Source organism: Gordonia jacobaea (assembly GCF_965344965.1).
In the GTDB taxonomy this organism is placed as follows: domain Bacteria; phylum Actinomycetota; class Actinomycetes; order Mycobacteriales; family Mycobacteriaceae; genus Gordonia; species Gordonia jacobaea.
On record NZ_CBDRLS010000004.1, the window covers coordinates 523,213 to 546,769 of the forward strand.

The 23,557-nt window shown below is 65.6% G+C and carries 24 protein-coding genes; 16 read left to right on the top strand and 8 right to left on the bottom strand.

The annotated features are described in order from the left end of the window. Positions 1–28 precede the first annotated feature (28 nt). The 8 genes from ACRVY7_RS16585 (at position 29) to ACRVY7_RS16620 (ending at position 7,619) form a co-directional block, all read left to right on the top strand. Positions 29–631 (top strand): TetR/AcrR family transcriptional regulator, encoded by a 603-nt coding sequence (locus tag ACRVY7_RS16585; protein ID WP_431817826.1) that lies wholly within the window; start codon positions 29–31, stop codon positions 629–631. A 57-nt stretch (positions 632–688) separates the two neighbouring features. Further along, positions 689–1,615, top strand: a complete 927-nt coding sequence (locus tag ACRVY7_RS16590; RefSeq protein ID WP_064864618.1) for a cation diffusion facilitator family transporter — start codon at positions 689–691, stop codon at positions 1,613–1,615. A gap of 110 nt (positions 1,616–1,725) precedes the next feature. Next, the gene (locus ACRVY7_RS16595) at positions 1,726–3,102 is read left to right on the top strand and encodes an APC family permease (RefSeq protein WP_431817827.1); all 1,377 of its coding nucleotides are present in this window, start codon (positions 1,726–1,728) and stop codon (positions 3,100–3,102) included. A 179-nt stretch (positions 3,103–3,281) separates the two neighbouring features. Next, the gene (locus tag ACRVY7_RS16600; protein ID WP_049698351.1) at positions 3,282–3,482 is read left to right on the top strand and encodes a hypothetical protein; all 201 of its coding nucleotides are present in this window, start codon (positions 3,282–3,284) and stop codon (positions 3,480–3,482) included. A 241-nt stretch (positions 3,483–3,723) separates the two neighbouring features. Next, positions 3,724–4,800, top strand: coding sequence for a sulfate ABC transporter substrate-binding protein (locus ACRVY7_RS16605; protein ID WP_431817887.1), 1,077 nt, complete (start codon positions 3,724–3,726; stop codon positions 4,798–4,800). Then, the gene (gene cysT, locus ACRVY7_RS16610; protein ID WP_431817828.1) at positions 4,797–5,696 is read left to right on the top strand and encodes a sulfate ABC transporter permease subunit CysT; all 900 of its coding nucleotides are present in this window, start codon (positions 4,797–4,799) and stop codon (positions 5,694–5,696) included. The genes ACRVY7_RS16605 and cysT overlap by 4 nt, the downstream gene beginning before the upstream one ends. Then, a complete protein-coding gene (gene cysW / locus ACRVY7_RS16615) occupies positions 5,693–6,622 on the top strand; it encodes a sulfate ABC transporter permease subunit CysW (RefSeq protein ID WP_049698350.1) in 930 nt (309 codons plus the stop codon). The genes cysT and cysW overlap by 4 nt, the downstream gene beginning before the upstream one ends. A 1-nt stretch (position 6,623) precedes the next feature. After that, positions 6,624–7,619, top strand: coding sequence for a sulfate/molybdate ABC transporter ATP-binding protein (locus ACRVY7_RS16620; protein ID WP_005205094.1), 996 nt, complete (start codon positions 6,624–6,626; stop codon positions 7,617–7,619). 27 nt (positions 7,620–7,646) lie between these two features. Here ACRVY7_RS16620 and ACRVY7_RS16625 read toward each other — a convergent pair whose 3' ends face one another. The 5 genes from ACRVY7_RS16625 to ACRVY7_RS16645 are packed head-to-tail and all read right to left on the bottom strand — an operon-like array spanning position 7,647 to position 13,186. Beyond that, positions 7,647–8,378, bottom strand: a complete 732-nt coding sequence (locus ACRVY7_RS16625) for a sirohydrochlorin chelatase (RefSeq protein WP_431817829.1) — start codon at positions 8,376–8,378, stop codon at positions 7,647–7,649. Continuing rightward, positions 8,375–9,685 (bottom strand): sulfate adenylyltransferase subunit 1, encoded by a 1,311-nt coding sequence (locus ACRVY7_RS16630; RefSeq protein ID WP_049698348.1) that lies wholly within the window; start codon positions 9,683–9,685, stop codon positions 8,375–8,377. The genes ACRVY7_RS16625 and ACRVY7_RS16630 overlap by 4 nt, the downstream gene beginning before the upstream one ends. After that, complete coding sequence (gene cysD, locus ACRVY7_RS16635) at positions 9,685–10,629, bottom strand: sulfate adenylyltransferase subunit CysD (protein ID WP_064864626.1); 945 nt, start codon at positions 10,627–10,629, stop codon at positions 9,685–9,687. Before cysD ends, ACRVY7_RS16630 begins: the two co-directional genes overlap by 1 nt. Then, positions 10,626–11,375, bottom strand: coding sequence for a phosphoadenylyl-sulfate reductase (locus tag ACRVY7_RS16640; RefSeq protein ID WP_431817830.1), 750 nt, complete (start codon positions 11,373–11,375; stop codon positions 10,626–10,628). The genes cysD and ACRVY7_RS16640 overlap by 4 nt, the downstream gene beginning before the upstream one ends. Then, entirely contained in the window at positions 11,372–13,186 is a 1,815-nt protein-coding gene (locus ACRVY7_RS16645; protein WP_431817831.1) for a nitrite/sulfite reductase, read from the bottom strand. The genes ACRVY7_RS16640 and ACRVY7_RS16645 overlap by 4 nt, the downstream gene beginning before the upstream one ends. Here ACRVY7_RS16645 and ACRVY7_RS16650 point away from each other — a divergent pair. Both ACRVY7_RS16650 and hemW read left to right on the top strand, forming a co-directional pair. Next, positions 13,185–13,364 (top strand): hypothetical protein, encoded by a 180-nt coding sequence (locus ACRVY7_RS16650; RefSeq protein ID WP_431817832.1) that lies wholly within the window; start codon positions 13,185–13,187, stop codon positions 13,362–13,364. The genes ACRVY7_RS16645 and ACRVY7_RS16650 overlap by 2 nt on opposite strands. Before the next feature lie 229 nt (positions 13,365–13,593). Beyond that, positions 13,594–14,802, top strand: coding sequence for a radical SAM family heme chaperone HemW (gene hemW / locus ACRVY7_RS16655; RefSeq protein WP_431817888.1), 1,209 nt, complete (start codon positions 13,594–13,596; stop codon positions 14,800–14,802). On the opposite strand, the gene ACRVY7_RS16660 is transcribed toward hemW, so the two are convergent. Next, positions 14,789–15,310, bottom strand: coding sequence for a MarR family winged helix-turn-helix transcriptional regulator (locus tag ACRVY7_RS16660; RefSeq protein WP_431817833.1), 522 nt, complete (start codon positions 15,308–15,310; stop codon positions 14,789–14,791). The genes hemW and ACRVY7_RS16660 overlap by 14 nt on opposite strands. Positions 15,311–15,345: 35 nt before the next feature. Here ACRVY7_RS16660 and ACRVY7_RS16665 point away from each other — a divergent pair, with 35 nt between their 5' ends. Beyond that, positions 15,346–16,413 (top strand): substrate-binding domain-containing protein, encoded by a 1,068-nt coding sequence (locus tag ACRVY7_RS16665; protein WP_431817834.1) that lies wholly within the window; start codon positions 15,346–15,348, stop codon positions 16,411–16,413. Between the two features lie 25 nt (positions 16,414–16,438). On the opposite strand, the gene ACRVY7_RS16670 is transcribed toward ACRVY7_RS16665, so the two are convergent. After that, positions 16,439–17,503, bottom strand: coding sequence for an AAA family ATPase (locus ACRVY7_RS16670; RefSeq protein ID WP_431817835.1), 1,065 nt, complete (start codon positions 17,501–17,503; stop codon positions 16,439–16,441). A gap of 244 nt (positions 17,504–17,747) precedes the next feature. Between ACRVY7_RS16670 and ACRVY7_RS16675 the strand changes: the two genes are divergently transcribed. Next, positions 17,748–18,785, top strand: a complete 1,038-nt coding sequence (locus ACRVY7_RS16675; RefSeq protein WP_049698341.1) for an aliphatic amidase — start codon at positions 17,748–17,750, stop codon at positions 18,783–18,785. A 26-nt stretch (positions 18,786–18,811) separates the two neighbouring features. Here the strand turns inward: ACRVY7_RS16675 and ACRVY7_RS16680 are convergent, their stop codons facing one another. Continuing rightward, entirely contained in the window at positions 18,812–19,288 is a 477-nt protein-coding gene (locus ACRVY7_RS16680) for a type II toxin-antitoxin system VapB family antitoxin (RefSeq protein ID WP_049698340.1), read from the bottom strand. A gap of 229 nt (positions 19,289–19,517) precedes the next feature. On the opposite strand from ACRVY7_RS16680, the gene hrcA reads away from it, so the two are divergent. The 4 genes from hrcA (at position 19,518) to ACRVY7_RS16700 (ending at position 23,449) form a co-directional block, all read left to right on the top strand. Beyond that, positions 19,518–20,552, top strand: coding sequence for a heat-inducible transcriptional repressor HrcA (gene hrcA / locus ACRVY7_RS16685; protein ID WP_049698605.1), 1,035 nt, complete (start codon positions 19,518–19,520; stop codon positions 20,550–20,552). A 164-nt stretch (positions 20,553–20,716) separates the two neighbouring features. After that, on the top strand, positions 20,717–21,862 hold the full coding sequence (gene dnaJ, locus ACRVY7_RS16690; RefSeq protein ID WP_049698339.1) for a molecular chaperone DnaJ: 1,146 nt from the start codon (positions 20,717–20,719) through the stop codon (positions 21,860–21,862). A 55-nt stretch (positions 21,863–21,917) separates the two neighbouring features. Beyond that, the gene (locus tag ACRVY7_RS16695) at positions 21,918–22,667 is read left to right on the top strand and encodes a 16S rRNA (uracil(1498)-N(3))-methyltransferase (RefSeq protein ID WP_431817836.1); all 750 of its coding nucleotides are present in this window, start codon (positions 21,918–21,920) and stop codon (positions 22,665–22,667) included. A gap of 11 nt (positions 22,668–22,678) precedes the next feature. Further along, positions 22,679–23,449 (top strand): alpha/beta hydrolase family protein, encoded by a 771-nt coding sequence (locus ACRVY7_RS16700; RefSeq protein WP_431817889.1) that lies wholly within the window; start codon positions 22,679–22,681, stop codon positions 23,447–23,449. The last annotated feature ends 108 nt before the right edge of the window (positions 23,450–23,557 follow it).

The following is a 23,557-nucleotide window of genomic DNA, read 5'->3' on the forward strand; positions in this document are numbered from 1 at the left end:
GTGTTGATGCGGCGGGAGGTGTATCGCGATGGCGACCGCTGCTCCCATGCCGACGCGCAAAGACGCCGTACGGAATCGTAAGAAAATTCTTGTCGCAACGGGAGAAGTGCTGCGCGACGACTATGAGAACGTCAGCATTCCGGTGATCGCGGAGCGCGCCGGGGTCGGCACCGCGACGGTCTACCGCTACTTTCCCTCGTTGGAGACGCTCGTCCGTGAGTATCTGCAGGGCGTGATCGTCGAACTGCGTGACTACAGCCAGGATTCGACGAAAACCGGCACGGCGCTGTTCGAGGACGTCGTCGCTCAACTCGGTCGGCTTCTTGTGATCAACGGTCCTGCAATGGTCCGGTTGCGTCGGCCGGTGGGCTTCCTCACCCGACTTCGCGAGGGCGACCCGACGATCCAGACGGTACGTGACGCCTGGGAGCGTCCGATTCGGGCGGTATTGCGCAGCAAGGGAATCGACGACTCCCACTTCGATCACGCGTTGTTTCTCTACAACCAGATGTTCGATCCACGCGAGGTACTCGATCTCTTGGCCAGCGGCCTGTCGCTGGACCAGACGATGCGTCTGCTGACGTCGGCGTACTACGGCGCCCTCGACGGGATGGTCGCTGCGGAGATCTGACGTCGCTGCCCGATTCAATGGCGGCGCGAGTCACCCGTCCTGTGGTGCAATTGGTCAGTGGCGAATGCATCCGCGACTTCGCGTCCCGATCTGACGCGGTACGCGCTCCTGAGTATTGTCACGGCTTTGGTCGTGATCGTGATGAAGCTGATCGCATGGCGCGTCAGCGGGTCGGTTGGTCTGCTCTCCGACGCACTCGAATCGGTGGTCAACCTCGCTGCCGCGATTGCCGCGTTCTTTGCACTGCGGGTGGTCGCGAAACCCGCTGACGCAGAACACAATTTCGGGCACGCGAAGGCCGAGTACTTCTCCGCGGTGTTCGAAGGCATCCTGATCGTCGTGGCGGCCATCGCGATCATCGTGGCTGCGGTGGACCGGCTCCTGCATCCCGCCGAACTGGAGGCGGTAGGACTCGGACTCGCCATCTCCGTCGCCGCAACCGTGCTGAACGGTGCCGTGGCGGTGATCCTGCTCCGGGCGGGTAGGCGGTATCGCTCGATGACGCTCGAAGCCGACGGCAAGCATCTCCTCACCGATGTCTGGACCACTGTCGGCGTCATCGTTGGCGTGTTCCTTGTTGCTGTCACCGGCTGGCTGCCGCTCGACTCCATCGTTGCCATCCTCGTGGCGGTGAACATCATCGTCGTCGGGGCGCGACTCATCTGGCGCTCGGGTGACGGGCTTCTCGACGCCGCGCTTCCCGCCGTCGACCTCACGACGGTCAACGACGTCCTCGACCGGTTCCGTACCGACGAGGTGGCATTTCACGATGTGCGCACACGCGAATCGGGACACGAGCGGTACGTCCAGATGCACATGCTGGTGCCGGGGGTGTGGAGCGTCGACCGTGCCCACGACGTATCCGAGCGCGTCGAAGACGAACTGCACGCGGCTCTCGATCATCTGCGGGTGAGCATTCATATCGAGCCGATCGAGGATCCGCGCGCATATGAGTCGTGGAGGTTGGACTCAAACCCCCACTAGCGCAACCGTTCCCGCAAGGCCCTGCCAGTGAGAATAAGCTGTGCAATACTGCATCGCATGACTCGCAGTGTTGCCCGCGTCACTGCTGATCGGCGGCGGGACCTACGTCGATGACCCACAAGGATTCCTCCCAAAAAGGTTCGTCACAGAACCGCTCCTCGCAGAAGGCGTCCATCACGGTCGCGTCGGCGACGGCCATCGGCGTTGGCGGGATGATGGGTGCCGGTCTCTACACACTCGTCGGACTCGCCGCGACCACAGCGGGCGTGTGGATTCCGGTGGCATTCCTCGTCGGTGGTCTGGTCTCACTGTTCAGCGTGTACTCGTATGCCAAACTGGGCGCTCGGTTTCCGAGTCGCGGCGGCGCGGCGCAATTCCTGATCCGCTGTTTCGGCGACGGTGTCATCGCGGGCGGGCTCAACATCTTTCAGTTCCTCGGCTGGATCATCGCGATGGCCCTGTACGCCTCCGGGTTCGCGGGCTATGCACGGCACCTACTGCCCTTCGATACCCCGGACTGGTCGGGCAAGGCCATCGGCGTCGGGCTGGTCATCGTGCTGATCGGTGTGAACGCAATCGGGTCAAAACTCGTTGGCAGATCTGAGATGCTCGTCGTGGCGATCGAGGTGGCCATCCTCGTAGCATTTGTGGTCGCGGCGTCGTTCAAGGCAGACGGGTCGAACTTCGAGCAGAGCGGTGGAGAAGGTGTGATCGGCATCTTCTTCGCTGCCGGTCTGCTCTACGTCACCTACGAGGGATTCGGCGTCGTGACGAACTCCGCAGGCGACATGAAGAACCCCGCCAAAGAGCTTCCGCGTGCCATGTATCAGGCGCTGTTCATTGTGATCGTCATCTATGTCGTGATCAGCTCGCTGATCGTCATGGTGATGACGCTCCCCGAGATCGAGGCGAACCAGGGCCATGTGCTTTCCGACGCCGGGCGCGCGGTGCTCGGACAGGTCGGGTTCATCGTGATCGGTGCCGCAGCGCTGCTCGCCACCGCGTCCGGCGTCAACGCCACGTTGTTCGGAGACGCCAACCTTGCCTTCACCGTCGCCAAGTCCGGTGAGATGCCTGCCGACTTCGCGCGTGGGGTGTGGCGGAGCGGTACGTGGGGACTCTTGATGGCTGGTGCGCTCACCTGCGCATTCGTCGTCTTCTTTCCGCTGTCGTCGGTCGGGCAGATGGCGAGTCTTGCCTTCTTGATCGTGTACGGGGCAGTCAGCGCCGGTCACATGCGGGTCCGGCACCAGACGGGCGCAAAGGCATGGCTGTTGATCGCGGCGGTCACCCTCAATCTCGCGTTGTTCTGCCTTCTGCTCGGATACGCGATCCACACCGGACCCGCGAGTACGTGGATCACCCTCATCGTCGTACTGATTGCGAGCTTCGTCGTGGAGATCGTGTATCGGAAGGTGACGCACCGGAGCTTGCGCCTGGAGGCCGCGCCTGCGTCTGGTGACGCCGACGCCGCGGCCGCGAGCTGACCCACTCGGGCAGAGGGGGAGCGAGCCGGTCCGGCGCATTTCGATACGATCGAGTGGCCGCGTGAACGCGGCTCTCGACTCGAGCTGGTTTCGCGATGCGATGGTGAAGCCTCGAGCGCGGAATTCGAATCACACTGATCCAAACTCGGCGGAGGCCGGGCAGACGCGAGGAGACAGGCATGGACAGCTTCCTCGCGTGGTGGGATTCGGTGGAGGAGTGGCTCACCGGATTGTCGTTCGTCCCGCAGCTCCTGGTCACTCTCGCAGTGGTGGTCCCAGTCGCAATCGGCATCGCACTCATCCTGAATGTGCTGGTCGAAGCGGTGATGAACGTGTTCGATCGTCGACGGTTCGCCGACGACGACGGAAAGGGGCTGTGACCGCAATGATGAAGTCACGGGTGACCTGGGCGCTGCTGGCGCTCATCGTTCTCGTCGTGCTCGCCTGGCTCCTCACGCGCTGATCGGCCCGGACCGACTGCGAGGCGTCGGATCTCGTCTTGGGGGAGGCGCTCGGCGTTGCTAGCGTGATCCTGCTCCGGCCGCGACGTCCCGCGAAGCCGGGAATCATCGTGGAGGATCCGTGAGTCCAAGTCTGGCCCGCAGATGGCGCCTACCAGTTGTGGCGTGCTTACTAACGCTAACTGTTGCACTGGTCGCCGGGTGTGGTGGCGGCTCGACGGACACGCCTGACGGTGTCGACATCTCCAGCGGAAGCCGTCACCTCGATCTCGTCGCCTACGCGACTCCCAAGCCTGGATTCGACAAGATCATCCCGGCCTTCCGCGCAACTCCCGAGGGCAAGGACATCGGCTTCTCGGCGTCGTACGGGGCATCGGGTGACCAGTCGCGCAAGGTCGCTCGGCACGTGCCGGCGGACGTCGTCAACTTCTCCGTCGAACCCGACGTGACGCGCCTGGTCAAGGCGGGACTCGTCGACGAGGACTGGAAGAAGGCCGAACCGCACAACAGCATCCCGTTCGGCTCGGTCGTCGCACTCGTGGTTCGCAAGGGCAATCCCAAGAACATCCACGACTGGGACGACCTGCTCAAGCCGGGTGTTCAGGTGATCACCCCCGACCCGGGCAGTTCCGGCTCGGCGAAATGGAACCTGCTCGCGCCGTATGCGGCGAAGAGCGAGGGCGGCAAGAATCCGCAGGCCGGACTCGACTACGTCGGCGACCTCGTGCGCGACCACGTCAAGGTGCGCCCGAAGTCGGGACGTGAGGCGACCACCACGTTCCAGCAGGGCCAGGGCGACGTGCTGATCAGCTACGAGAACGAAGCGATCATGCTGCAGCGCAAGAACGCCGGAGCGGTGGAGAGTTCACAGGTCGAGTACCTGATTCCGCCACAGACGTTCAAGATCGAAAATCCTGTCGCCGTGGTCAACACGTCGAAGGACCTGCCGGCGGCCAAGGCTTTCGTCGACTTCCTGTTCACCGATGAGGCACAACAGATCTGGGCAAAGCAGGGGTTCCGTCCGGTCGTGCCTTCGGTGATCGCCGAGACGAAACCCCTTTTTCCCGGCGACATCACGAAACTATGGACAATCGACGAACTCGGTAAGACCCTGGGTAAAGGCACCGCGGCCAAGAATAAGGGCAAAGACCTGAAGGGGTGGAAAGCCGTGGACAACGCACTCTTCGGTACCAAGGGCTCGATCACCAAGATCTACAACGAAGGTGGCAAGCAATGACCGCCGCGGGAGAGGTCGCGAGCGCTCCCGACAACGCGTCGGTGCAGCACGCAGCGTCGTCGAATTCGCAGCCGCCCAAGGGATTTCTCGGTCGCTCACGGACCTTCGCGGGTGTGAGTCCCGCGGCAATCGGTACGGCGTGGCTCTGGCTGAGCATCATCGTCCTGCTGCCGCTGGCCGCCATCACCGTTCAGTCCTTCGACGACGGCTGGAGCGGCTTCTGGGATGCGGTCACCGCCGAAAACGCGATCGACGCGATCTGGATCACCGTCCTCGTCTCCATCGTTGCCGCTCTCATCAACGTCGTGTTCGGCACCATCATCGCCTGGGTGCTGGTGCGAGATGACTTCCGCGGCAAGGGCTTTGTCAACGCGATCATCGATCTACCGTTCGCACTGCCGACCATCGTCGCCAGCCTCGTGCTGCTCTCGCTGTACGGGCCGAACAGTCCTATCGACATCCATCTCGCGGCGACGAAGCCCGCGTTGATCATCGCGCTGACGTTCGTCACGTTGCCGTTCGTCGTCCGCCAGGTGCAGCCGGTGTTGATCGAACTCGACACCGACGTCGAAGAGGCCGCGGCGGTTCTCGGGGCACGGAACGGCACCATCTTCCGCAAGATCGTGCTGCCCTCGCTGCTTCCCGCGATCCTCACGGGTGCGGGCCTCGCATTCACCCGTGCGATCGGTGAGTTCGGTTCTGTCGTCCTCATCGGCGGAAACATCCCCGGCGACACCCAGGTCGCCTCGCAGTACATCCAGCAGCAGATCGAGATCGACGAGCCGGTCAACGCCGCAGCCATCTCGGTCGTACTCCTGCTGATCGCCTTCGTCGCACTTCTGGTGCTGCGTATCGTCGGTCGGCGCCAGACCAAGCGTGAGGAACTGGACCGATGAAACTATCGGCGACGACCCGCTACGGGCTCCGCACCATCGCGCTCGTGTACCTGTTCGTTCTCCTGATCGTTCCCGTGGCACTGATCTTCTGGCGGTCCTTCGAACACGGCCTCGGCCAGTTCTGGGAATGGATCACCACGCCGGCCGCGATCTCGGCGTTGCAGCTGAGCCTGCTCATCGTGGTGATCGTCGTGCCGTTGAACGTCATCTTCGGCATCATCATCGCGTTGGCGCTCGCCCGAGGACGATTCCCCGGCAAGGGCGTTCTGCAGGCCGTCGTCGACCTCCCGTTCGCGGTGTCACCCGTGGTCGCCGGTGTCGCGCTGATCCTGCTGTGGGGATATGGGGGGTGGTTCGGCGGTGTCGAGAGCTTGGGCTTCCGCGTCATCTTCGGCTTCCCCGGCCTTGTTCTGGCGACGCTCTTCGTCACACTGCCATTCGTTGCGCGTGAGGTGGAGCCGGTCCTCCGTGAGATCGGTACCGAGCAGGAACAGGCGGCCGCGACCCTGGGCGCGAGCGGGTGGCAGACCTTCTGGCGGATCACGCTTCCCGCGATCCGCTGGGGACTGACCTACGGCATCGTGCTGACGGTCGCACGCTCGCTCGGCGAGTACGGCGCCGTGACGATGGTGTCGTCGAACTACCCCGGCATCTCGCAGACGCTGACGCTGCTCGTGCATTCCCGCTACACCGACGACTACAACGAGTACGGCGCTTACGCCGCCGCGACACTCCTGATGCTGGTCGCGGTGCTCGTGCTGGTCGCGATGTCGTTCGTCGATCGACGCGCACGGAACCGCTACGCGGAGGCGAGTACGACCACCGGCGACGACGAGGTCGAACCCGACGACATCCACCTGACCCCGCCGTATGCTCCCGAGTCCATCGATTCGCAACAGGTGCTTCACGAGAAAGAAAGAGTCTGACATGTCCATCTCGGTGGTTGGTGCCAATAAGCGATACGGCGATTTCGCCGCACTCGACGATGTCTCGATCGAGATCCCGGCCGGTTCTCTCACCTCACTGCTCGGTCCGTCCGGCAGCGGTAAGTCGACGCTCCTGCGCGCGATCGCAGGTCTCGACGACCTCGACTCGGGGACCATCGTCATCAACGGTGACGATGTCTCCGGCGCGTCGCCGCAGAAGCGCGACATCGGCTTCGTGTTCCAGCACTACGCGGCGTTCAAGCACCTGACGGTGCGCGACAACATCGCGTTCGGACTCAAGATCCGTAAGCGTGCCAAGAAGGACATCGACGCCAAGGTCGACGAACTGCTCGACATCGTCGGACTCACGGTCTTCCAGAAGCGTTTTCCCGCGCAGTTGTCCGGCGGACAGCGTCAGCGCATGGCGCTCGCGCGCGCGCTGGCCGTCGACCCCAAGGTGCTGCTGCTCGACGAGCCGTTCGGCGCGCTCGACGCCAAGGTGCGCGAGGATCTGCGAAAGTGGTTGCGCCGCTTGCATGAGGACATGCAGGTGACGACGGTCCTCGTCACGCACGACCAGCAGGAGGCGCTCGACGTGAGCGACCGGATCGCGGTCCTCAACAAGGGCAAGATCGAGCAGATCGGCGCACCCGATGATCTCTATGACCGCCCGATCAACCCGTTCGTTGCGTCGTTCCTCGGCTCTACCGTGCGACTCAACGGAGAACTGGTGCGCCCGCACGACATTCGTATCGGACGCAACCCCGAACTCGCGCTTCCCGCGGCCGATGCCTCACTCGACACCGGCGTCATCAAGGCGACGGTTCAGCGCGTGGTGAACCTCGGATTCGAGACCAGGGTGGAGCTGGTCGCCGCTGCGACCGGTGACGAGTTCCAGGCGCAGATCACCCGCGGCGACGCCAACGCGCTGCACCTGCAGCAGGGGGAGACCATCTACGCCCGTGCGACGAAAGTGCCTGCACTCAGCGAGGTGTGAGAGCGTGAGCGCGCGGCGGCTGGCGACTCAGCTTGCGGCAGAGTCCATGTCGACCGCCGCGTCGGCGCATGCGCGGCGATAGCTGTCGACGACCGCGTCGACAAGCACCGGATGCGTTCCGATCGGACCTGCGACGACGGCGTCGGAGACCAGCCGATCGAGCGCGGTCTCCACGCGTTCGGTGAGCAGTCCCGCCGACAAGAAGTACGGACTCAGCGCGATGCGTTCCGCTCCGGCAGTCCGGAGTCGTCGAATCGCGTTGCGCAGCATGATGTCTCCGGTGCCCAGCTTCGTCGCGAACACCACGTCGACCGGACGGTGCAGGCGTGTCGACAACTCGATGGCGCGGCGTCGAACCACATGCGCGGCAGTGGGATTCGTCGAACCGACCGCCGTTACGACGATGCCGTCGCCGGGTTGTGCGCCCGCCTCGTCGAGTCGATCCGCGAGTGCGTCGGTCAGTCGGTACGATCCGACGACCTGTGTGGTCGTCACACTCGCCCGACGGTGCTCGGCCACCAGGGCAGGCAGGTCGACTTCGCTGTGGTAGCCGGGCGCGAGAAGTAGCGGCACGACGACGCACTCGCCCCGCAGTGCCGCGAGTTGTGCTGCGACAGAAGGGGTATCGAGATCGAGGAAGCCGAGCCGGACGTCGACGCACGGTAGTCTGCGTGCCACGACTGACCGCACGCGCTGTGCGGTGTCGCCGAAGCGTGGATCGCGGCTACCGTGCGCGACGAGAAGCAGTGTCGTTGTCACACCAACTCTTTGAGGTGCAGCGTCGACAGCGCGTCGCCCACCAGGCCTGCCGCGAGGGTGTTGCCGCCCTGCGGATCGATCAGCAGGAAGCTGCCCGATTCGCGACTCACCTGGTAGTCGTCCGCTGGGATCGGCTCCGCGGTCTGCACCGTGATGCGGCCGATCTGGTTGAGCTCCACGGTGTCCGGGGCGTCGACGAGTGTGAGGTTCTGCTCGTCGAACAGGGCGTCGAGCCCACCGACAATGGCCTGCGTGGTCTTGGTGCCGTGCTTGAGGAGCAGCCGCGCGCCGGGACGCAGTGGCTTCTCGGCCAGCCAGCACACCGTCGCGGTGAACTGAGCGATCGGCTCCGGGGCGTCGGCAACGGCGGCGATGAGGTCGCCGCGCGAGATGTCGACGTCGTCTGCGAGCAGCAGGGTGACGCTGCGGCCGGTGTGTGCCGTTGCCAATTGGCCGTCGGCGGTGTCGATCTGGGTCACGGTGGTGCGCACGCCGGAGGGCAGAACGGTGACCTCGTCGCCGACGGACACACGCCCGGCAGCAATCTGTCCGGCGTAACCGCGGTAGTCGGGGTACTCGGGGGTGCGCGGTCGGATGACGTACTGCACCGGGAAGCGGAGTCCGACCTCGTCGTGGCGTTCGACGGCGTTCGGCACGGTCTCGAGATGCTCGATCAGCGTGGGGCCGTCGTAGAACGGCGTGTTCTCCGAACGGATGGCGACGTTGTCGCCGTGCAGTGCCGACACGGGAATCGAGGTCACCTGCTCGGGCGACCAGCCGAGCGTGCGGGTCAGCTCACCGAACTCGGCGGAGATCTCGGCGAACACCGACGCGGCGTCGTCGACGAGGTCGATCTTGTTGACCGCCAACACGAGCTGCGGCACACCGAGCAACGCCATGACCGCGGCGTGACGGCGCGTCTGGGAGACGACCCCGTTGCGGGCGTCGACGAGCAGCATGACGAGCTGTGCTGTGGACGCGCCGGACACCGTGTTGCGGGTGTACTGGACGTGGCCCGGGGTGTCGGCCAACACGAAAGACCGTGCCGGCGTGGCGAAGTAGCGATACGCGACGTCGATGGTGATGCCCTGCTCGCGCTCTGCGCGCAGTCCGTCGACGAGCAGCGAGAGGTCGGGTCCTTCGAGGCCGCGGTCGACCGATGCCTTGGTCACCGCGTCGATCTGGTCTGCCAGCACAGACTTCGTGTCGTAGAGGAGCCGGCCGACGAGCGTGGACTTGCCGTCGTCGACGCTGCCCGCGGTCGCGATGCGGAGCAGGTCGGGGACGTGCTGGGTGGTCGATGCCATCAGAAATATCCTTCGCGCTTGCGGTCTTCCATGGCGGCTTCGGAGACGCGATCGTCGCCACGGGTTGCGCCGCGTTCGGTCAGTCGGGAGGCGGCGACCTCTGCGAGGACCGCGTCGTTGGTTGCGGCATCGGAGAGCACCGCGCCGGTCGTCGAGCCGTCGCCGACGGTGCGGTAACGCACCGAGAGTCGTTGCACCTCTTCACCTTCGCGCGGACCGCCCCACGAGCCGGATGTCATCCACATGCCATCGCGATTGAAGACTTCACGCTCGTGTGCGTAGTAGATCGGTGGGAGCAGGACCTGCTCACGCGTGATGTAGCGCCACACGTCGAGCTCGGTCCAGTTGGAGAGCGGGAAGACGCGCACATGCTCGCCCGGAGCGTGGCGACCGTTGTAGAGGTTCCATAGTTCGGGGCGCTGACGCTTGGGGTCCCACTGGCCGAATGCGTTGCGCAGGGAGAAGATCCGCTCCTTGGCGCGCGAACGCTCCTCGTCGCGACGGCCTCCGCCGAACACCGCGTCGAATCGGTTCTCGGTGATGGCGTCGAGCAGGGGAATGGTCTGCAACGGGTTACGCACGCCGTCGGGGCGCTCGGTGAGCCTGCCGTCTGCGAGGTAGTCCTCGACCTTGGCGACGTGCAGTCGCAGATTGTGCCGCTCGACGACCTGGTCGCGGAACTCGAGAACCTCGGGGAGGTTGTGGCCGGTGTCGACGTGGAGCAGCGAAAACGGAAGTGGCGCAGGCCAGAAGGCCTTGAGTGCCACATGCAGCAGCACCGTCGAATCCTTGCCGCCGGAGAACAGGATCACCGGGCGCTCGAACTCGCCTGCCACCTCGCGGAAGATGTGGATGGCCTCGGACTCGAGTGCGTCGAGAGTGGTGAAATCGTCCGGTTCGGTCACAGCACGTCCTGCGCTCGCTGAGGGTTCGGTGATGGTCATGCGTGGAGCCCACATTCTGTCTTGGCGCGACCGGCCCAGCGGCCGCTGCGCGGATCGGATCCGGGTTCGGGTTTCGCGGTGCACGGAGCGCAGCCGATCGACGGATAGCCCTCGTCGACAAGGGGATTGACCAGGACGCCGTTGGCGTCGATGTAGTCCTGCATCTGCTCGTCCGACCACGCGGCGATCGGGTTGATCTTGACGAGACCGAATCCCTCGTCGAACGAGATGAGCGGCGCGTTGGCGCGTGTCGGAGCCTCGACGCGTCGGATGCCCGTGACCCACGCGTCGTAGTTGCCCAGGCCTGCCTTCAGCGGAACCACCTTGCGCAGCCTGCAGCACTCGCCGGGATTGCGGGCGAAAAGGTTGCGGCCCAGCAGTTCATCCTGTTCGGCGACGCTGTGCTGTGGTGTCAGGTTGATCATGTCGACGCCATAGACCTGCTCGACGGCGTCGCGCGTGCCGATGGTCTCGGCGAAGTGGTAGCCCGTGTCGAGGAACAGCACCTTCACCGGGTCGCCGTCGAGCAGGGCGCGGTCGACGTGCTTGACGGCGAGATCGACCAGCGCGGCATCCTGCATGTTCGACGCGACGACGAAGTTGTCGCCGAACGTCTCTGCCGTCCAGCGCAGCAACTCCTCGGGAGTCGCGCTGTCGCCGAGTTCGGCTGCGCCGCGCGCAGCGATCTCACGCAACTCGTCCTCGTTGAACCGCCGTCCGGTTCTGCTCTGGGTGCTCGTCGTCATCGCAATGCCTCCTCGTCGGCCCGCACTGCCCACTGTGCGAACCGCTCTCCTTCTTCGCGTTGGTCGACGAAGTTGCGGACCACGCGTTCGATGTAGTCGCCGAGCTCGGTGGATGTCACCTTGTGCTGGCGCAGTTTTCGGCCGAAGCCCGCATCCTGGCCGAGGCTGCCGCCCAGGTGTACCTGGAAGCCCTCGGTCTGTCCGCCGTCGGCGTCCTCGACGAGCTGGCCCTTGAACCCGATGTCGGCGATCTGTGAACGCGCGCACGAGTTGGGGCAGCCGTTGATGTTCACGGTGATGGGGACGTCGAGCTCGGAGTTGATGTCTGCCAGGCGTTCCTCGAGTTCGGGAACGAGGACCTGCGAGCGCTTGCGCGTCTCGGTGAACGAGAGCTTGCAGAACTCGATTCCACTGCACGCCATCAGGTTTCGACGCCAGTTCGACGCACGGGCGACGAGTCCGAGCTTGGCGAGATCACTGATGAGCTCCTCGACCTTGTCGTCGGCGACGTCGAGCACGACGAGCTTCTGGTAAGGCGTGAACCGGATGCGGTCGGAGCCGACGCGCTCGGCGGCGTCGGCGACGGCGGTGAGTTTGGTGCCGGTCACGCGCCCGGCGATGGCGGCGAACCCGACTGCGTTGAGGCCGTTCTTGAGCTTCTGCACGCCGACGTGGTCACGCGGCTGCGTGAGCGGGGTGGGGGCGGGGCCGTCGATCAGCTTGCGGTGCAGGTACTCGTCCTCGAGCACCTGGCGGAACTTCTCGATGCCCCAGTCCTTGATGAGGAACTTCAGCCTGGCCTTGGCGCGCAGACGGCGGTAGCCGTAGTCGCGGAAGATCGACACGACGCCTTCCCAGACGTCGGGGACCTCGTCGAGCGGAATCCAGGCGCCGACACGCTGGGCCAGCATCGGGTTCGTCGACAGTCCGCCGCCGACCCAGAGGTCGAGGCCGGGGCCGTGCTCGGGATGCTCGACACCGATGAATGCGATGTCGTTGGTCTCGTGGCTGACGTCCTGCAGACCTGAGATGGCCGTCTTGAACTTGCGGGGCAGGTTGGAATACTGCGGATCGCCGATGTAGCGGCGCACGATCTCGTCGATCGCGGGGGTCGGGTCGAGGACCTCGTCGATGGCCTCGCCCGCCAGCGGGGACCCGAGGATGATGCGCGGGCAGTCGCCGCACGCCTCGGTGGTCTTGAGGCCGACGCCCTCGATGCGCTCCCAGATCGTCGGGACGTCCTCGATGCGAATCCAGTGGTACTGGACGTTCTCACGGTCGGACAGATCGGCGGTGTCGCGGGCGAACTCGGTGGAGATCCGGCCCAGCGTGCGGAGCTGTTCGACGTTGAGCGCGCCTGCGTCGCACCGGATGCGCATCATGAAGTGGCTGTCTTCGAGGATGTCGATGTTCTCGTCGCCGGTCCAGGTGCCGTCGTAGCCCTGCGCGCGCTGCGTGTAGAGGCCCCACCAGCGCATCCGGCCGCGCAGATCCTGTTTGTCGATCGAGTCGAAGCCCTGCTTGGAGTAGATGTTCTCGATGCGGGCACGCACGTTGAGCGGGTTGTCGTCCTTCTTGACCTGCTCGTTGGGGTTCAGCGGCTCGCGATACCCGAGCTTCCACTGGCCCTCCGCGCGACGCTTGGTCGGGCGAGGCTTGCGAGCTGGGCGGTCGCCGTTCTGCGCACGGGGGGTGCGGGCAGGACGTTCGCGGGTCGTGCGGCGATCGCCGTTCTGACCCGACGCGCCGTCACCGGGCTGCTCGTTCGAGCCTGCACCGCTGTCGGGCGTGATGTCTGTCGTGGACGTCATGAAGTCTCCTGATGCCGGGCGCACGGGCACCGGCTTTCGCGCGGTCTTGGCTGTGACTGGGCGGTTCCGTGTGGGCGCAACGGTGGTGTTCCGTCGGGCGACACCGTCGGTGTTCCACCGGGTATCTGCCGGCATTCCCGCAGCGTGCGGGGAACTCTCGGGGCCGGTCGTCGTCTAAGGACGACAGCTAGCGCTACAGACGCGCTTGAAATCGACGTGGCGTCGTGCTGCGAGCCACACCCCGGGGAAATTCACGCCATCCATAGTGCCACGGGAGGGCACCCGTCGTCTACTTGCACTTATTTTGCGTCATGCTGAGGCAAAGTCGGCCGACGGCCTGCCCCGCACAGAAGTCGACGTGAGGCGACGCGCATCATGGACGGGTGGATGTCGAGACGATTGTCGAGCTGCGGGGCGATGCGCCCGCTCGCGTGACCGAACCGATCGTCGATGCGTGTTCTCGGGTCGATCCGGATACCGGATTCGGCCTGTACCTGCATGTGCCGTTCTGTGCCACGCGCTGCGGGTATTGCGATTTCAACACCTACACGGCGGGGGAGCTCGGCTCGTCGTCGTCGCCGGAATCGTGGCTCGCGGCGGTGGGCCGCGAACTCGACACGGCGGCTGCTCTGCTGAGTCCCCGGCGCCCCGTCTCGACGATCTTCGTCGGCGGTGGGACGCCGTCGCTTCTCGGAGCCGACGGTCTGCGTCGATTGCTCGACGCGGTGCGCGGACGCTTCGACCTCGATGCCGACGCCGAGATCACGACGGAGTCCAACCCGGAGTCGACGTCGCCTGCGTTCTTCGACGGTCTGCTCGAGGCGGGATTCACCCGGATCTCGCTGGGCATGCAGTCGGCCGCTCCGCACGTGCTCGCGACACTCGATCGCACCCACACGCCGGGACGGGCGGTCGCAGCCGCGCGCGAGGCGTCGGCAGCGGGGTTCGAGCACCTCAACCTCGACCTCATCTACGGCACGCCCGGTGAGACGGACGCCGACCTGCATCGCAGCGTCGACGCCGTCCTCGACACCCCTGTCGACCACGTCTCGGCGTACGCGCTGATCGTGGAGGACGGCACAGCGCTCGCACGTCGAATCCGCCGCGGCGAACTGCCCGCGCCCGACGACGACGTGCTCGCCGACCGCTACGTTCTGCTCGATCAACGACTGCACGACGCCGGGTTCGACTGGTACGAGGTCTCCAACTGGTCGCGCACACCGGCGGGCGAGTGCCGACACAACCTCGGCTACTGGCGCAGCGACGACTGGTGGGGAATCGGTCCCGGCGCCCACTCGCACGTCAACGGTGTGCGCTGGTGGAACGTCAAGCATCCCGCGCGCTATGCGCGGGCCCTGGAGATGGGTGGTCTTGCCGTCGACGACTCCGAGACGCTCACGGCGACCGATAGGCACGAAGAGCAGGTCATGCTCGCGCTGCGCTGCCGTGAGGGACTGCCCACCGAGGCCCTCAGCGAGGGCGAGTTGGTGGCGGCGGAGCGCGCACGCGCGGCGGGGCTGTTGCGCGACGACGACGCAGAGCGACTGGTGCTGACCGACCGCGGCAGGCTCCTCGCCGACGGCGTGATTCGCGACATCCTGCTCATGGACGGTTGAGCGAACCCGGGGGTGCGACGGCCGCATCAGGGGTGCCCGCGTGGTCGTCGGGTCGAATGTGAGCGATCAGGTCGAGTGACGTCGCAACGCCGAGGTACCCACGAGGTCCCAATTCCTCGACAACCGCACGCTCGAGCGTGGCCTCGGCGTCGAGGATCGGCGCCACCGTGCGACGTCCCCGAGCACTGAGATGCACGACGACCCGACGTCGATCGGCGGGATCGGCGCGGCGATAGACCAGGCCCTTCGAGACCAACTGATCGACGATGCGCGTCGCGGTGGCCGCCGGCACCACCGCGGTCTGCGCGAGATCGCTCATGGTGCGGCCCCCACCCGCCTCGAGGACGCTGAGGACGCGCCACTGCTCGGGCGTCACACCCGCCGCCGCCAGCGCCTCCGAGATGCCGGATTCGACGCTGCGCGCCGCGCTGAGCAGGCGTAGGAGTAGCGGGAGCTCGGCTTCGTTCGCGCGCCGCTGCGTCGATGCGCGTGTAGTCTTGCCGCTCATACGCAGGCCGCGATCGCGGATGTCAGGGGAGTCCAATGACCCATCGCGAGTTGCCGATACGCATCGCCTATGTAGTTCCCGTGCAGGGATCCGCGGGCATCTTCGGGCCGTCGTGTGAGGCCTGCGGTGATCTCGCCGTCGCCGAATTGAGCTGCGGCGGAGGAGTTCTGGGCCGTGAAATCCAACTGGTGATCGTCGATGGGGGCCGACGTCCCGCAGTCGTCGCGCAGGAGGTGGCGACTCTGTGGCGAGCAGGTGCGATCGACGCCGTCGTCGGCTGGCACATCTCCGCGGTGCGCAAGGAGATCCTCCGGTACGTCGGCGGCGAGTTGCCCTACGTGTATGCGGCACTGCATGAAGGCGAGTTTCGCACACCGGGTTTGTTCATGACCGGCGAGTCGCCGGGCGCACAGGTATTGCCGGCACTCGACTGGTTGCGCCGCCAATTCGGAGCGCACACGTGGTGCGTCGTCGGCAACGACTACGTGTGGCCGAGGCAGATCGCGGCGCGCGCCGAGGCGCACCTGGCCGGTGCGGGCATGTCGCACCTGGGATCGACCTTCACGCCGCTGGGAACGTCGGACTTCACCGAGACACTCGACTGGCTGGAGGTGCATGGTCCCGACGCGGTGCTCGTACTGCTGATCGGCGACGACGCCGTCCGGTTCGGCCGCGCGTTCGCTCGTCGCGGCCTCGACGAGATCAGTCTGCGATTCAGTCCCATTCTCGAGGAGAACCAGGTACTCGGCATGGGGGCGTCGGCAACTGCCAACATGTACTCTGCCGCAGGCTATTTCGATTCGCTCGCCACCACGTCGACGCTCGACTTCGGTGCCCGCTACCACCGATTCCACGGTGTCGACGCACCGATGCTCAACAGCATTGGTCAGTCCTGCTACGAGGCGATCAACGTGCTCGGCGAAATCGCCACGCGTGCCGGCTCGCTCGCGGTTCCGGCGCTCGAGGCCGCGGCTCGCGGTGCGACGATCGACGGCTCGCGCGGTGCCCTGCGCCTCGGCGCCGGTCATACGGATCAGGACGTCTACGTGGCCGCGGCGCGTCATCTCGACCTCGACGTGCTCGAACGTATCCACGTTGCGTGATTCCCGCGTTGTCGTCTCTGCGTCGTCATTGCTGCGACGTGATGATCGAGCCGCCACGAACCGTACTGCTCATCGAGAGTGGACCGTCGGCGTCGTGATGAACGATGACCTGCGCGACCGACGCGTGCAGTTCACGTCGGATCACGCGCTTGAGATTGCGCGCGCCGTACACCCTGTCGAAGCCGTGCGCGAGCAGATGGCGGCGCACGGAATCATCTGCTGCCCAAGTGATTCCGCGGTCGCCGAGCGTCTCGGTCAGTCGCCGCAGCTCGAGGTCGACGATGGCTCCCGCGTTTTCTTCGTCGAGCGGGGTGAACCGGACGATCTCGTCGAATCGGTTGTAGAGCTCGGGATCGAAGAACTCCTCGACGGCTCGATCGACGAGCTCACCGTCGGAGTGCGTCGTGTCGGGAGACCGGCCGACGCCGGACAGGAAACGTCGCAATGTCGAGGGATTCTGGGTGCGGGTCTTCGCTGCGAGTTCCGCGGATCCGAGATTGGACGTCAGCAGCACCACGCTGTTGCGAAAGCTGATGCTCGACGTGCCCGCGGTCAATCGCAGTGTGCCGCTGTCGAGTATCTGCAGTAGCGAGCGCAACACGGTGGTGTGCGCTTTCTCGACCTCGTCGAACAGCACGATGCCCGGTCGGGAGATGTTGCCCTCCACCAGCTCTCGGTCGAAGAGCGTGAAACCCTCCTTGGCGCCCGCGTATCCGGGCGGTGCGCCCGACAGCGACGCGGCGTAGTGCTCCTGGGCAAGCGAATTCATGTCGATGCGGCACAGTCGGTCCGGATCGCCTGCTATCTCGGCGGCGAGTCGGCGGGCGAGCTCTGTCTTCCCGACTCCCGTCGGTCCGACGAAGAGCAGGGAGGCGATGGGCCGGTGGGGATCCCGGATTCCCGCGGCGGCGATCGTCAATCCACGGACGACGGCGTCGATGGCGTGATCCTGGCCGATGATCGCGGCTCGCAGCGACGCCGAGAGTTGCTCGGGCGACGACGCTCGGCCCATGCGGAACGATCGCGCGCGTCCCGTGGTGAGGTGACCGGAGTTGAGGTCGTCGACCTTCTGCGACAGGTATCCCGACACTGTTGGTCCCTTCGTCGTTCGTCGCTTCGCTCGGTCTCGTAGATCCACACCTACTTTCGAATGAAAGCAGATGTGCGGGCGTCGTGCAGTGTGTTGCTGTCGAAGACAGCCCACAACTGTTGCCGGGTAACCATCTTCGAACATCGACGCAATCCGACGGTAATGCCCTGCCTCCTACTCTGGCGGTGATAGTACTTCCAAGTGGAAGCGAAAAGTCGAAGCCCACGCGGCTGGAGGAGGCAACATGCGGCACGGAGACATCTCATCGAGTCCGGACACGGTCGGCGTCGCGGTGGTGAACTACAAGATGCCGCGCCTACACACGAAGGCCGAGGTTCTCGAGAACGCACACAAGATCGCCGACATGGTGGTCGGGATGAAGACCGGCCTCCCGGGCATGGATCTCGTTGTGTTCCCGGAGTATTCGACGATGGGCATCATGTACGACAACGACGAGATGTACGCGACGGCCGCGAGCATCCCGGGCGACGAGACCGACATCTTCGCCAAGGCGTGTCGTGATGCAAAGACCTGGGGTGTCTTCTCGATCACCGGTGAGCGCCATGAAGATCACCCGAACAAGCCGCCGTACAACACCCTCGTCCTGATCAATGACGAGGGTGAGATCGTGCAGAAGTATCGAAAGATTCTGCCGTGGACGCCCATCGAGGGCTGGTACCCCGGTGGTCAGACGTATGTGACCGACGGACCCAAGGGCATGAAGATCTCGTTGATCATCTGCGACGACGGCAACTACCCGGAGATCTGGCGCGATTGCGCGATGAAGGGTGCGGAACTCATCGTGCGTCCCCAGGGATACATGTACCCCGCCAAGGACCAGCAGGTGTTGATGGCGAAGGCGATGGCGTGGGCGAACAACTGCTACGTCGCGGTCGCGAACGCCACCGGATGGGACGGCGTCTACACCTACTTCGGTCACAGCTCGATCATCGGATTCGACGGTCGGACACTCGGCGAGTGCGGCGAGGAGGACTACGGCATCCAGTTCGCGCAACTGTCACTGTCGACCATCCGGGATGCCCGCAAATACGACCAGTCGCAGAATCACCTCTTCAAACTTCTCCATCGCGGCTACACCGGTGTGCTCGCCGGTGGTGACGGCGACAAGGGGGTTGCCGACTGCCCGTTCGACTTCTACAAGAACTGGGTCAACGACGCCGAGGCAACGCAGGCGGCCGTGGAGGCGATCACCCGCGACACGATCGGAGTCGCGGAGTGTCCCGTCTACGACCTGCCGACCGAGAAGACGATGGAGGTGTGAGGGCTGGTAGGTAGGGGAGCGTCGGATCAGGGCCGGCGCGGCGGCGTCGACCAGCCCGTGCCGCGGGTCGGTCGACGATGCGCGCCGCCCTGGCCGGAGGGGCTTCGAGGTGGCTCGACCGGTCGGGTCGGACGGCTCGACGTCGTCGGAATCTCGGCGGTGTCGTCGAGTTGTTCCTCGAGGGGTAGAGCGCCAGGTGAGAGGTCGTAGGCGTCGAGGTCGAGTAGCCGCGCGTGGATGATGTGCCGGTTCCGGAGCGCCGAACGCACCGCGCGGTGCAGGCCGTCCTCGAGATAGAGGTCGCCCTGCCAGCGCACGACATGGGAGAACAGGTCGCCGTAGAACGTGGAGTCCTCGCTGAGGAGTTTGTCGAGAGCCAGCACTGTGGTGACGGTGACGAGTTCGTCGAGTCGTAGCTGGCGAGGAGGTATCTTGGCCCACCCGCGGACCGACAATCCGTGGTCGGGGTAGGGCTTCCCCTCCCGCACACCCTTGAAAATCATCCCGACGCTCTCACTGTCTTTCTCTTTCGAGTCGTCCCGGCTCCTGAGTAGTCCGGGCCGGCTCACGGCGACTTACGCCCGCGCGATGGCCCCGGTTCGTCGTCGGCCGTCGCTTAGGATGGAGTCTGCGAACTGGATTGACCAGACTGTATGTGCCCTGAGTTTATTGCCCAGAGCTCATTTGCCCTGAAGCTTATTGCACAGTAGGCCCCGAGGAGGTGTGGCGGACGTGTCGGCGACCGACGATCGGCGGTTCGAGGTGCTGCGTGCCATCGTGACCGACTACGTGGACACGCAGGAACCCATCGGTTCCAAGGCCTTGGTCGAACGACACCATCTCGGTGTGTCGAGTGCGACGGTCCGAAACGACATGGCCGTGCTCGAGGCGGAGGGCTACATCGCGCAGCCGCACACCAGCTCGGGTCGTGTTCCCACCGACAAGGGCTACCGGATGTTCGTCGACCGGATCAGCGAGGTCAAGCCGCTGTCGGCGGCGGAACGTCGGGCCATCCTGTCCGTCCTCGACCGCGGCGTCGACCTCGACGACGTGCTGCGGAGGTCTGTGCGCCTGCTCGCACAGTTGACCAGGCAGGTCGCGGTCATCCAATATCCCGTGTTGTCGACGGCGACGGTCCGCCACCTCGAGGTGGTCACGTTGTCGCCGTCGCGTCTGCTGCTGGTGGTCATCACCGATACCGGTCGCGTCGAGCAGCGGATGGTGGCGCTCGGTGCCGACCGTTCCGAGGACGACATCTCACGGCTGCGTGACATGTTCTCGGCGGCACTCCACGGCAAGCGTCTCGAGGAGGCGTCCGCGGCAGTCGCCGAACTCGCCAACGAGGCCCCCGGCGACATTCGCGACGAGGTCATCCGGCTCGCGACCGTCCTGGTCGAGACCCTCGTCGAACGCGGCGTCGACCGTCTTGTGCTCGGCGGAACGTCGAATCTGGCGCGCTCTGCCGCCGATTTTGCTCCGATGAACGGCGGCATGGACACGGTGCTCGAAGCGCTCGAGGAGCAGGTCGTCGTGCTCAAGTTGTTGGCGACGACACAGCGGATGGGCCGCGTCACCGTGCAGATCGGCGAGGAGACGCAAACCGAGAACCTCCGTGGAACCTCGGTGGTCTCCACAGGGTACGGTGCATCGGGAACGATATTCGGCAGCGTTGGCGTGGTTGGCCCGACCCGCATGGACTACCCGGGAACAATCGCCTCGGTGGCGGCCGTTGCGAAGTATGTGGGTGAGGTCCTCGCCGAGCGCTGATCGGCGCGACGCGCAGCGAACCATCCCGTCACATTCCCGGCACCGAGCCGGACTGCCCAGTCCCGGCGCATGCTGGGAATCGACCCCCGGCGCATGCTGGGAATCGAGACCGTACATAGCGGGGCCGGATAGACCGGCCCGGACACAGAGGACCGGACGACAGCGTGGCAACTGACTACTACGGAGTTCTTGGCGTGGCGAAGGGTGCCAGCGACCAGGAGATCAAGCGGGCATATCGCAAGAAGGCCCGAGAACTGCATCCCGACGTGAACCCCAACGAGGAGGAGCGCTTCAAAGAGGTCACCACCGCCTACGAGGTGCTCAGTGACCCGGAGAAGCGTCGAATCGTCGACGCGGGCGGCGATCCGTTGGCCGGGCCCGGCGCTGGAGGATTCGCCGGAGGCTTCGGTGGGGGCGGCCTCGGCGACGTCTTCGAGGCGTTCTTCGGTGGGGGCGGCGGCTTCGGCGGAAGTCGCGGACCCAAGGGACGCGTGCAGCCCGGCGAACCGGCCCTCGTGTCGGTGGAGCTGACGCTCGAAGAGTGCGCGTCCGGTGTCAACAAAGAGATCACCGTCGACACGGCCATCCTCTGCGACGTGTGCCAGGGTTCGGGCACCAACGGCGACTCCAAGCCCGTCACGTGCGACACCTGTAGGGGTGCGGGCGAGATCCAGGCCGTGCAGCGCTCGATCCTCGGCCAGGTCATGACCGTCCGCGAATGCCCGACCTGCCACGGCACGGGTGAGGTCATCCCGGATCCGTGCCACAAGTGCGGTGGCGATGGCCGCGTGCGTTCGCGCCGCACCATGACGGTGCGCATCCCCGCGGGTATCGAGAGCGGTATGCGGGTCCGCCTGGCAGGTCAGGGCGAGGTCGGTATGGGTGGTGGACCCGCAGGCGACCTGTATGTCGAGGTCTCCGAGCGTCCGCACGACGTCTTCATCCGCGACAAGGACGATCTGCACTGCACGCTGCGGGTGCCGATGGCCGACGCCGCGCTCGGTGCGGAGTTCACGGTTGCATCGATCCTCGGCGACGACATCACCGTCGCCATCGAGCCGGGTACTCAGCCCGGCCAGGTGGTCAAGGTTCGCGGGCAGGGTATGCCGCATGTGAACAGCGGTGTGCGTGGCACCTTGCACGTGCACCTCGACGTGCATGTACCGACGAAGCTCGACGCCGGACAGTCGGCGGCGCTCTCGGCGTATCGCGAGACGTCGGGGGAGCAGATCGATCTGGTCACCACCACTGCCGCCGCAGCGCCTGGCGGTCTGTTCTCGCGGCTTCGTAACGCCTTCGCCGGACGCTGACAGGTCACAGCGGAGTGGCGCGACGAGTGGATCGTGAGCTGAAGGGTCGACGTCGGTGAGTCCTCCGCTGTTCTGGGTCGACGAGGTGCCTCGCGTGGGCGGTGAAGTCGTGCTCGCCGGTAGCGAGGGAAGGCACGCCGTGACCGTGACGCGCCTCGGAGTCGGCGAGCAACTTCTCGTCGGTGATGGCCGGGGTTCTGTCGCCGACTGCGCTGTCGAGGCGATCCGCTCGAAGGACACGCTTGTCGCGCGCGCTCATGGATACACCTTCATCGACCGTCCGCGCCCGACCGTCACGGTCATCCAGGCGCTTCCGAAAGCCGAGCGTTCGGAGCTCGCCGTCGACCTTGCGACGGAGGCGGGTGCGGATCGCATCGTGCCCTGGCAGTCCGCGCGGTGCGTCGCGCGATGGACTGGCAAGGCGGACAAGGGAATTGCGAAGTGGAAGGCTGCGGCGTCCGCGGCGGCAAAGCAGAGTCGACGCCCATGGATTCCCGACATCGGCGACCTCGCGACGACGATGGATGTGCGCGCGATCTGCGCGGGCGTCGCGGCAGACGGTGGCGCGGTCGCGGTGCTGCACGAGGACGGCGCAGTGCCGCTGCGGTCGCTACCGCTGGCAGGTGCCTCCGAGATCGCCCTCGTGGTGGGGCCGGAAGGTGGACTCGACGACGCCGAGATCGCCGATCTGACGGCGCTGGGGGCGACCTCGGTGGTCCTGGGTCCCGAGGTTCTGCGGACGTCGGCCGCCGCCGCTGTCGCGCTCGGAGCGATCGGCGTTCTCACCGATAGGTGGGAGCGGTGAAGCGGTGCGCGGTGCACCGCACGAAGATCGCGTACGGACCCGAGCCGTCGCAGTTCGGTCACCTCTACCACGTCGCAAGCGCCGACGACCGTCCGGACCGGATGCGCCCGGTGATCCTCGTGCACGGTGGCTACTGGACAACCGAGTTCAGCCTGACCATCGAATCGGCGATCGCGCGGCAGTACGCCGAGCGGGGCGCACTGGTGTGGAACGTCGAGTATCGACGTATCGGTGAAGCGGGTGCCGGGTGGCCCGCGACGGGAACCGACGTCCGCTCCGCGATCGAGGCGCTCGATACCGAGATTCCCGACGCACTCGAACCCGACCTGCGGGCGTGCGTCGACTGGACCGACGTGGCCGTCGTCGGGCATTCCGCAGGTGGGCAACTCGCGCTCTGGTCGGTGGCGCAGCTCGGAGCGAAGACAGCGTCGACGACGATCACCACGGTCGTCGCGCAGGCATCGGCACTGGATCTCGTGGGTGCCGGTCGTGCCGCGCGACCCTCCGTCGAGGGGTTGATGGGAGGCCCGTACGACGCCATGCCAGAGCGCTACCGGCAGGCGTCGCCGATCGAACAGGAGCCGTTCGACGCGCACGTCGTCGCCATTCACGGCACCCTCGACACCGCGATCCCCGTTGACGTCAGCAGGCATTACGTCGAAACAGTCTGTGCGCGAGGGCAATCCGCGGAGCTCATCGTGGTGCCCGACGAGGGGCACGATGCCTTCGTCGATCCGCGAAGCGTGTGTAACCGGCAGACACTGCGCGTTCTCGGGATCTGAGTGCCGGGAGCGGTGTTGCGTGGCACCACCGTGCCCGGAATATTGCCTGCTGATCGGCCGTTGTGGCGCGATAGACTCGTATCGGACACGGTTTCGATCCGAATCCGA

Coding starts and splice junctions, on each gene's coding strand:
- ACRVY7_RS16680 (WP_049698340.1), bottom strand. CDS start 19,288: ATGATTTTCAAGGGTGTGCGGGAGGGGAAGCCCTACCCCGACCACGGA.
- ACRVY7_RS16600 (WP_049698351.1), top strand. CDS start 3,282: ATGGACAGCTTCCTCGCGTGGTGGGATTCGGTGGAGGAGTGGCTCACC.
- ACRVY7_RS16675 (WP_049698341.1), top strand. CDS start 17,748: ATGCGGCACGGAGACATCTCATCGAGTCCGGACACGGTCGGCGTCGCG.
- cysW (WP_049698350.1), top strand. CDS start 5,693: ATGAAACTATCGGCGACGACCCGCTACGGGCTCCGCACCATCGCGCTC.
- ACRVY7_RS16630 (WP_049698348.1), bottom strand. CDS start 9,685: ATGGCATCGACCACCCAGCACGTCCCCGACCTGCTCCGCATCGCGACC.
- ACRVY7_RS16665 (WP_431817834.1), top strand. CDS start 15,346: ATGACCCATCGCGAGTTGCCGATACGCATCGCCTATGTAGTTCCCGTG.
- cysD (WP_064864626.1), bottom strand. CDS start 10,629: ATGACCATCACCGAACCCTCAGCGAGCGCAGGACGTGCTGTGACCGAA.
- cysT (WP_431817828.1), top strand. CDS start 4,797: ATGACCGCCGCGGGAGAGGTCGCGAGCGCTCCCGACAACGCGTCGGTG.
- ACRVY7_RS16585 (WP_431817826.1), top strand. CDS start 29: ATGGCGACCGCTGCTCCCATGCCGACGCGCAAAGACGCCGTACGGAAT.
- ACRVY7_RS16620 (WP_005205094.1), top strand. CDS start 6,624: ATGTCCATCTCGGTGGTTGGTGCCAATAAGCGATACGGCGATTTCGCC.
- ACRVY7_RS16640 (WP_431817830.1), bottom strand. CDS start 11,375: ATGACGACGAGCACCCAGAGCAGAACCGGACGGCGGTTCAACGAGGAC.
- ACRVY7_RS16645 (WP_431817831.1), bottom strand. CDS start 13,186: ATGACGTCCACGACAGACATCACGCCCGACAGCGGTGCAGGCTCGAAC.
- ACRVY7_RS16595 (WP_431817827.1), top strand. CDS start 1,726: ATGACCCACAAGGATTCCTCCCAAAAAGGTTCGTCACAGAACCGCTCC.
- ACRVY7_RS16650 (WP_431817832.1), top strand. CDS start 13,185: ATGAAGTCTCCTGATGCCGGGCGCACGGGCACCGGCTTTCGCGCGGTC.
- ACRVY7_RS16660 (WP_431817833.1), bottom strand. CDS start 15,310: ATGAGCGGCAAGACTACACGCGCATCGACGCAGCGGCGCGCGAACGAA.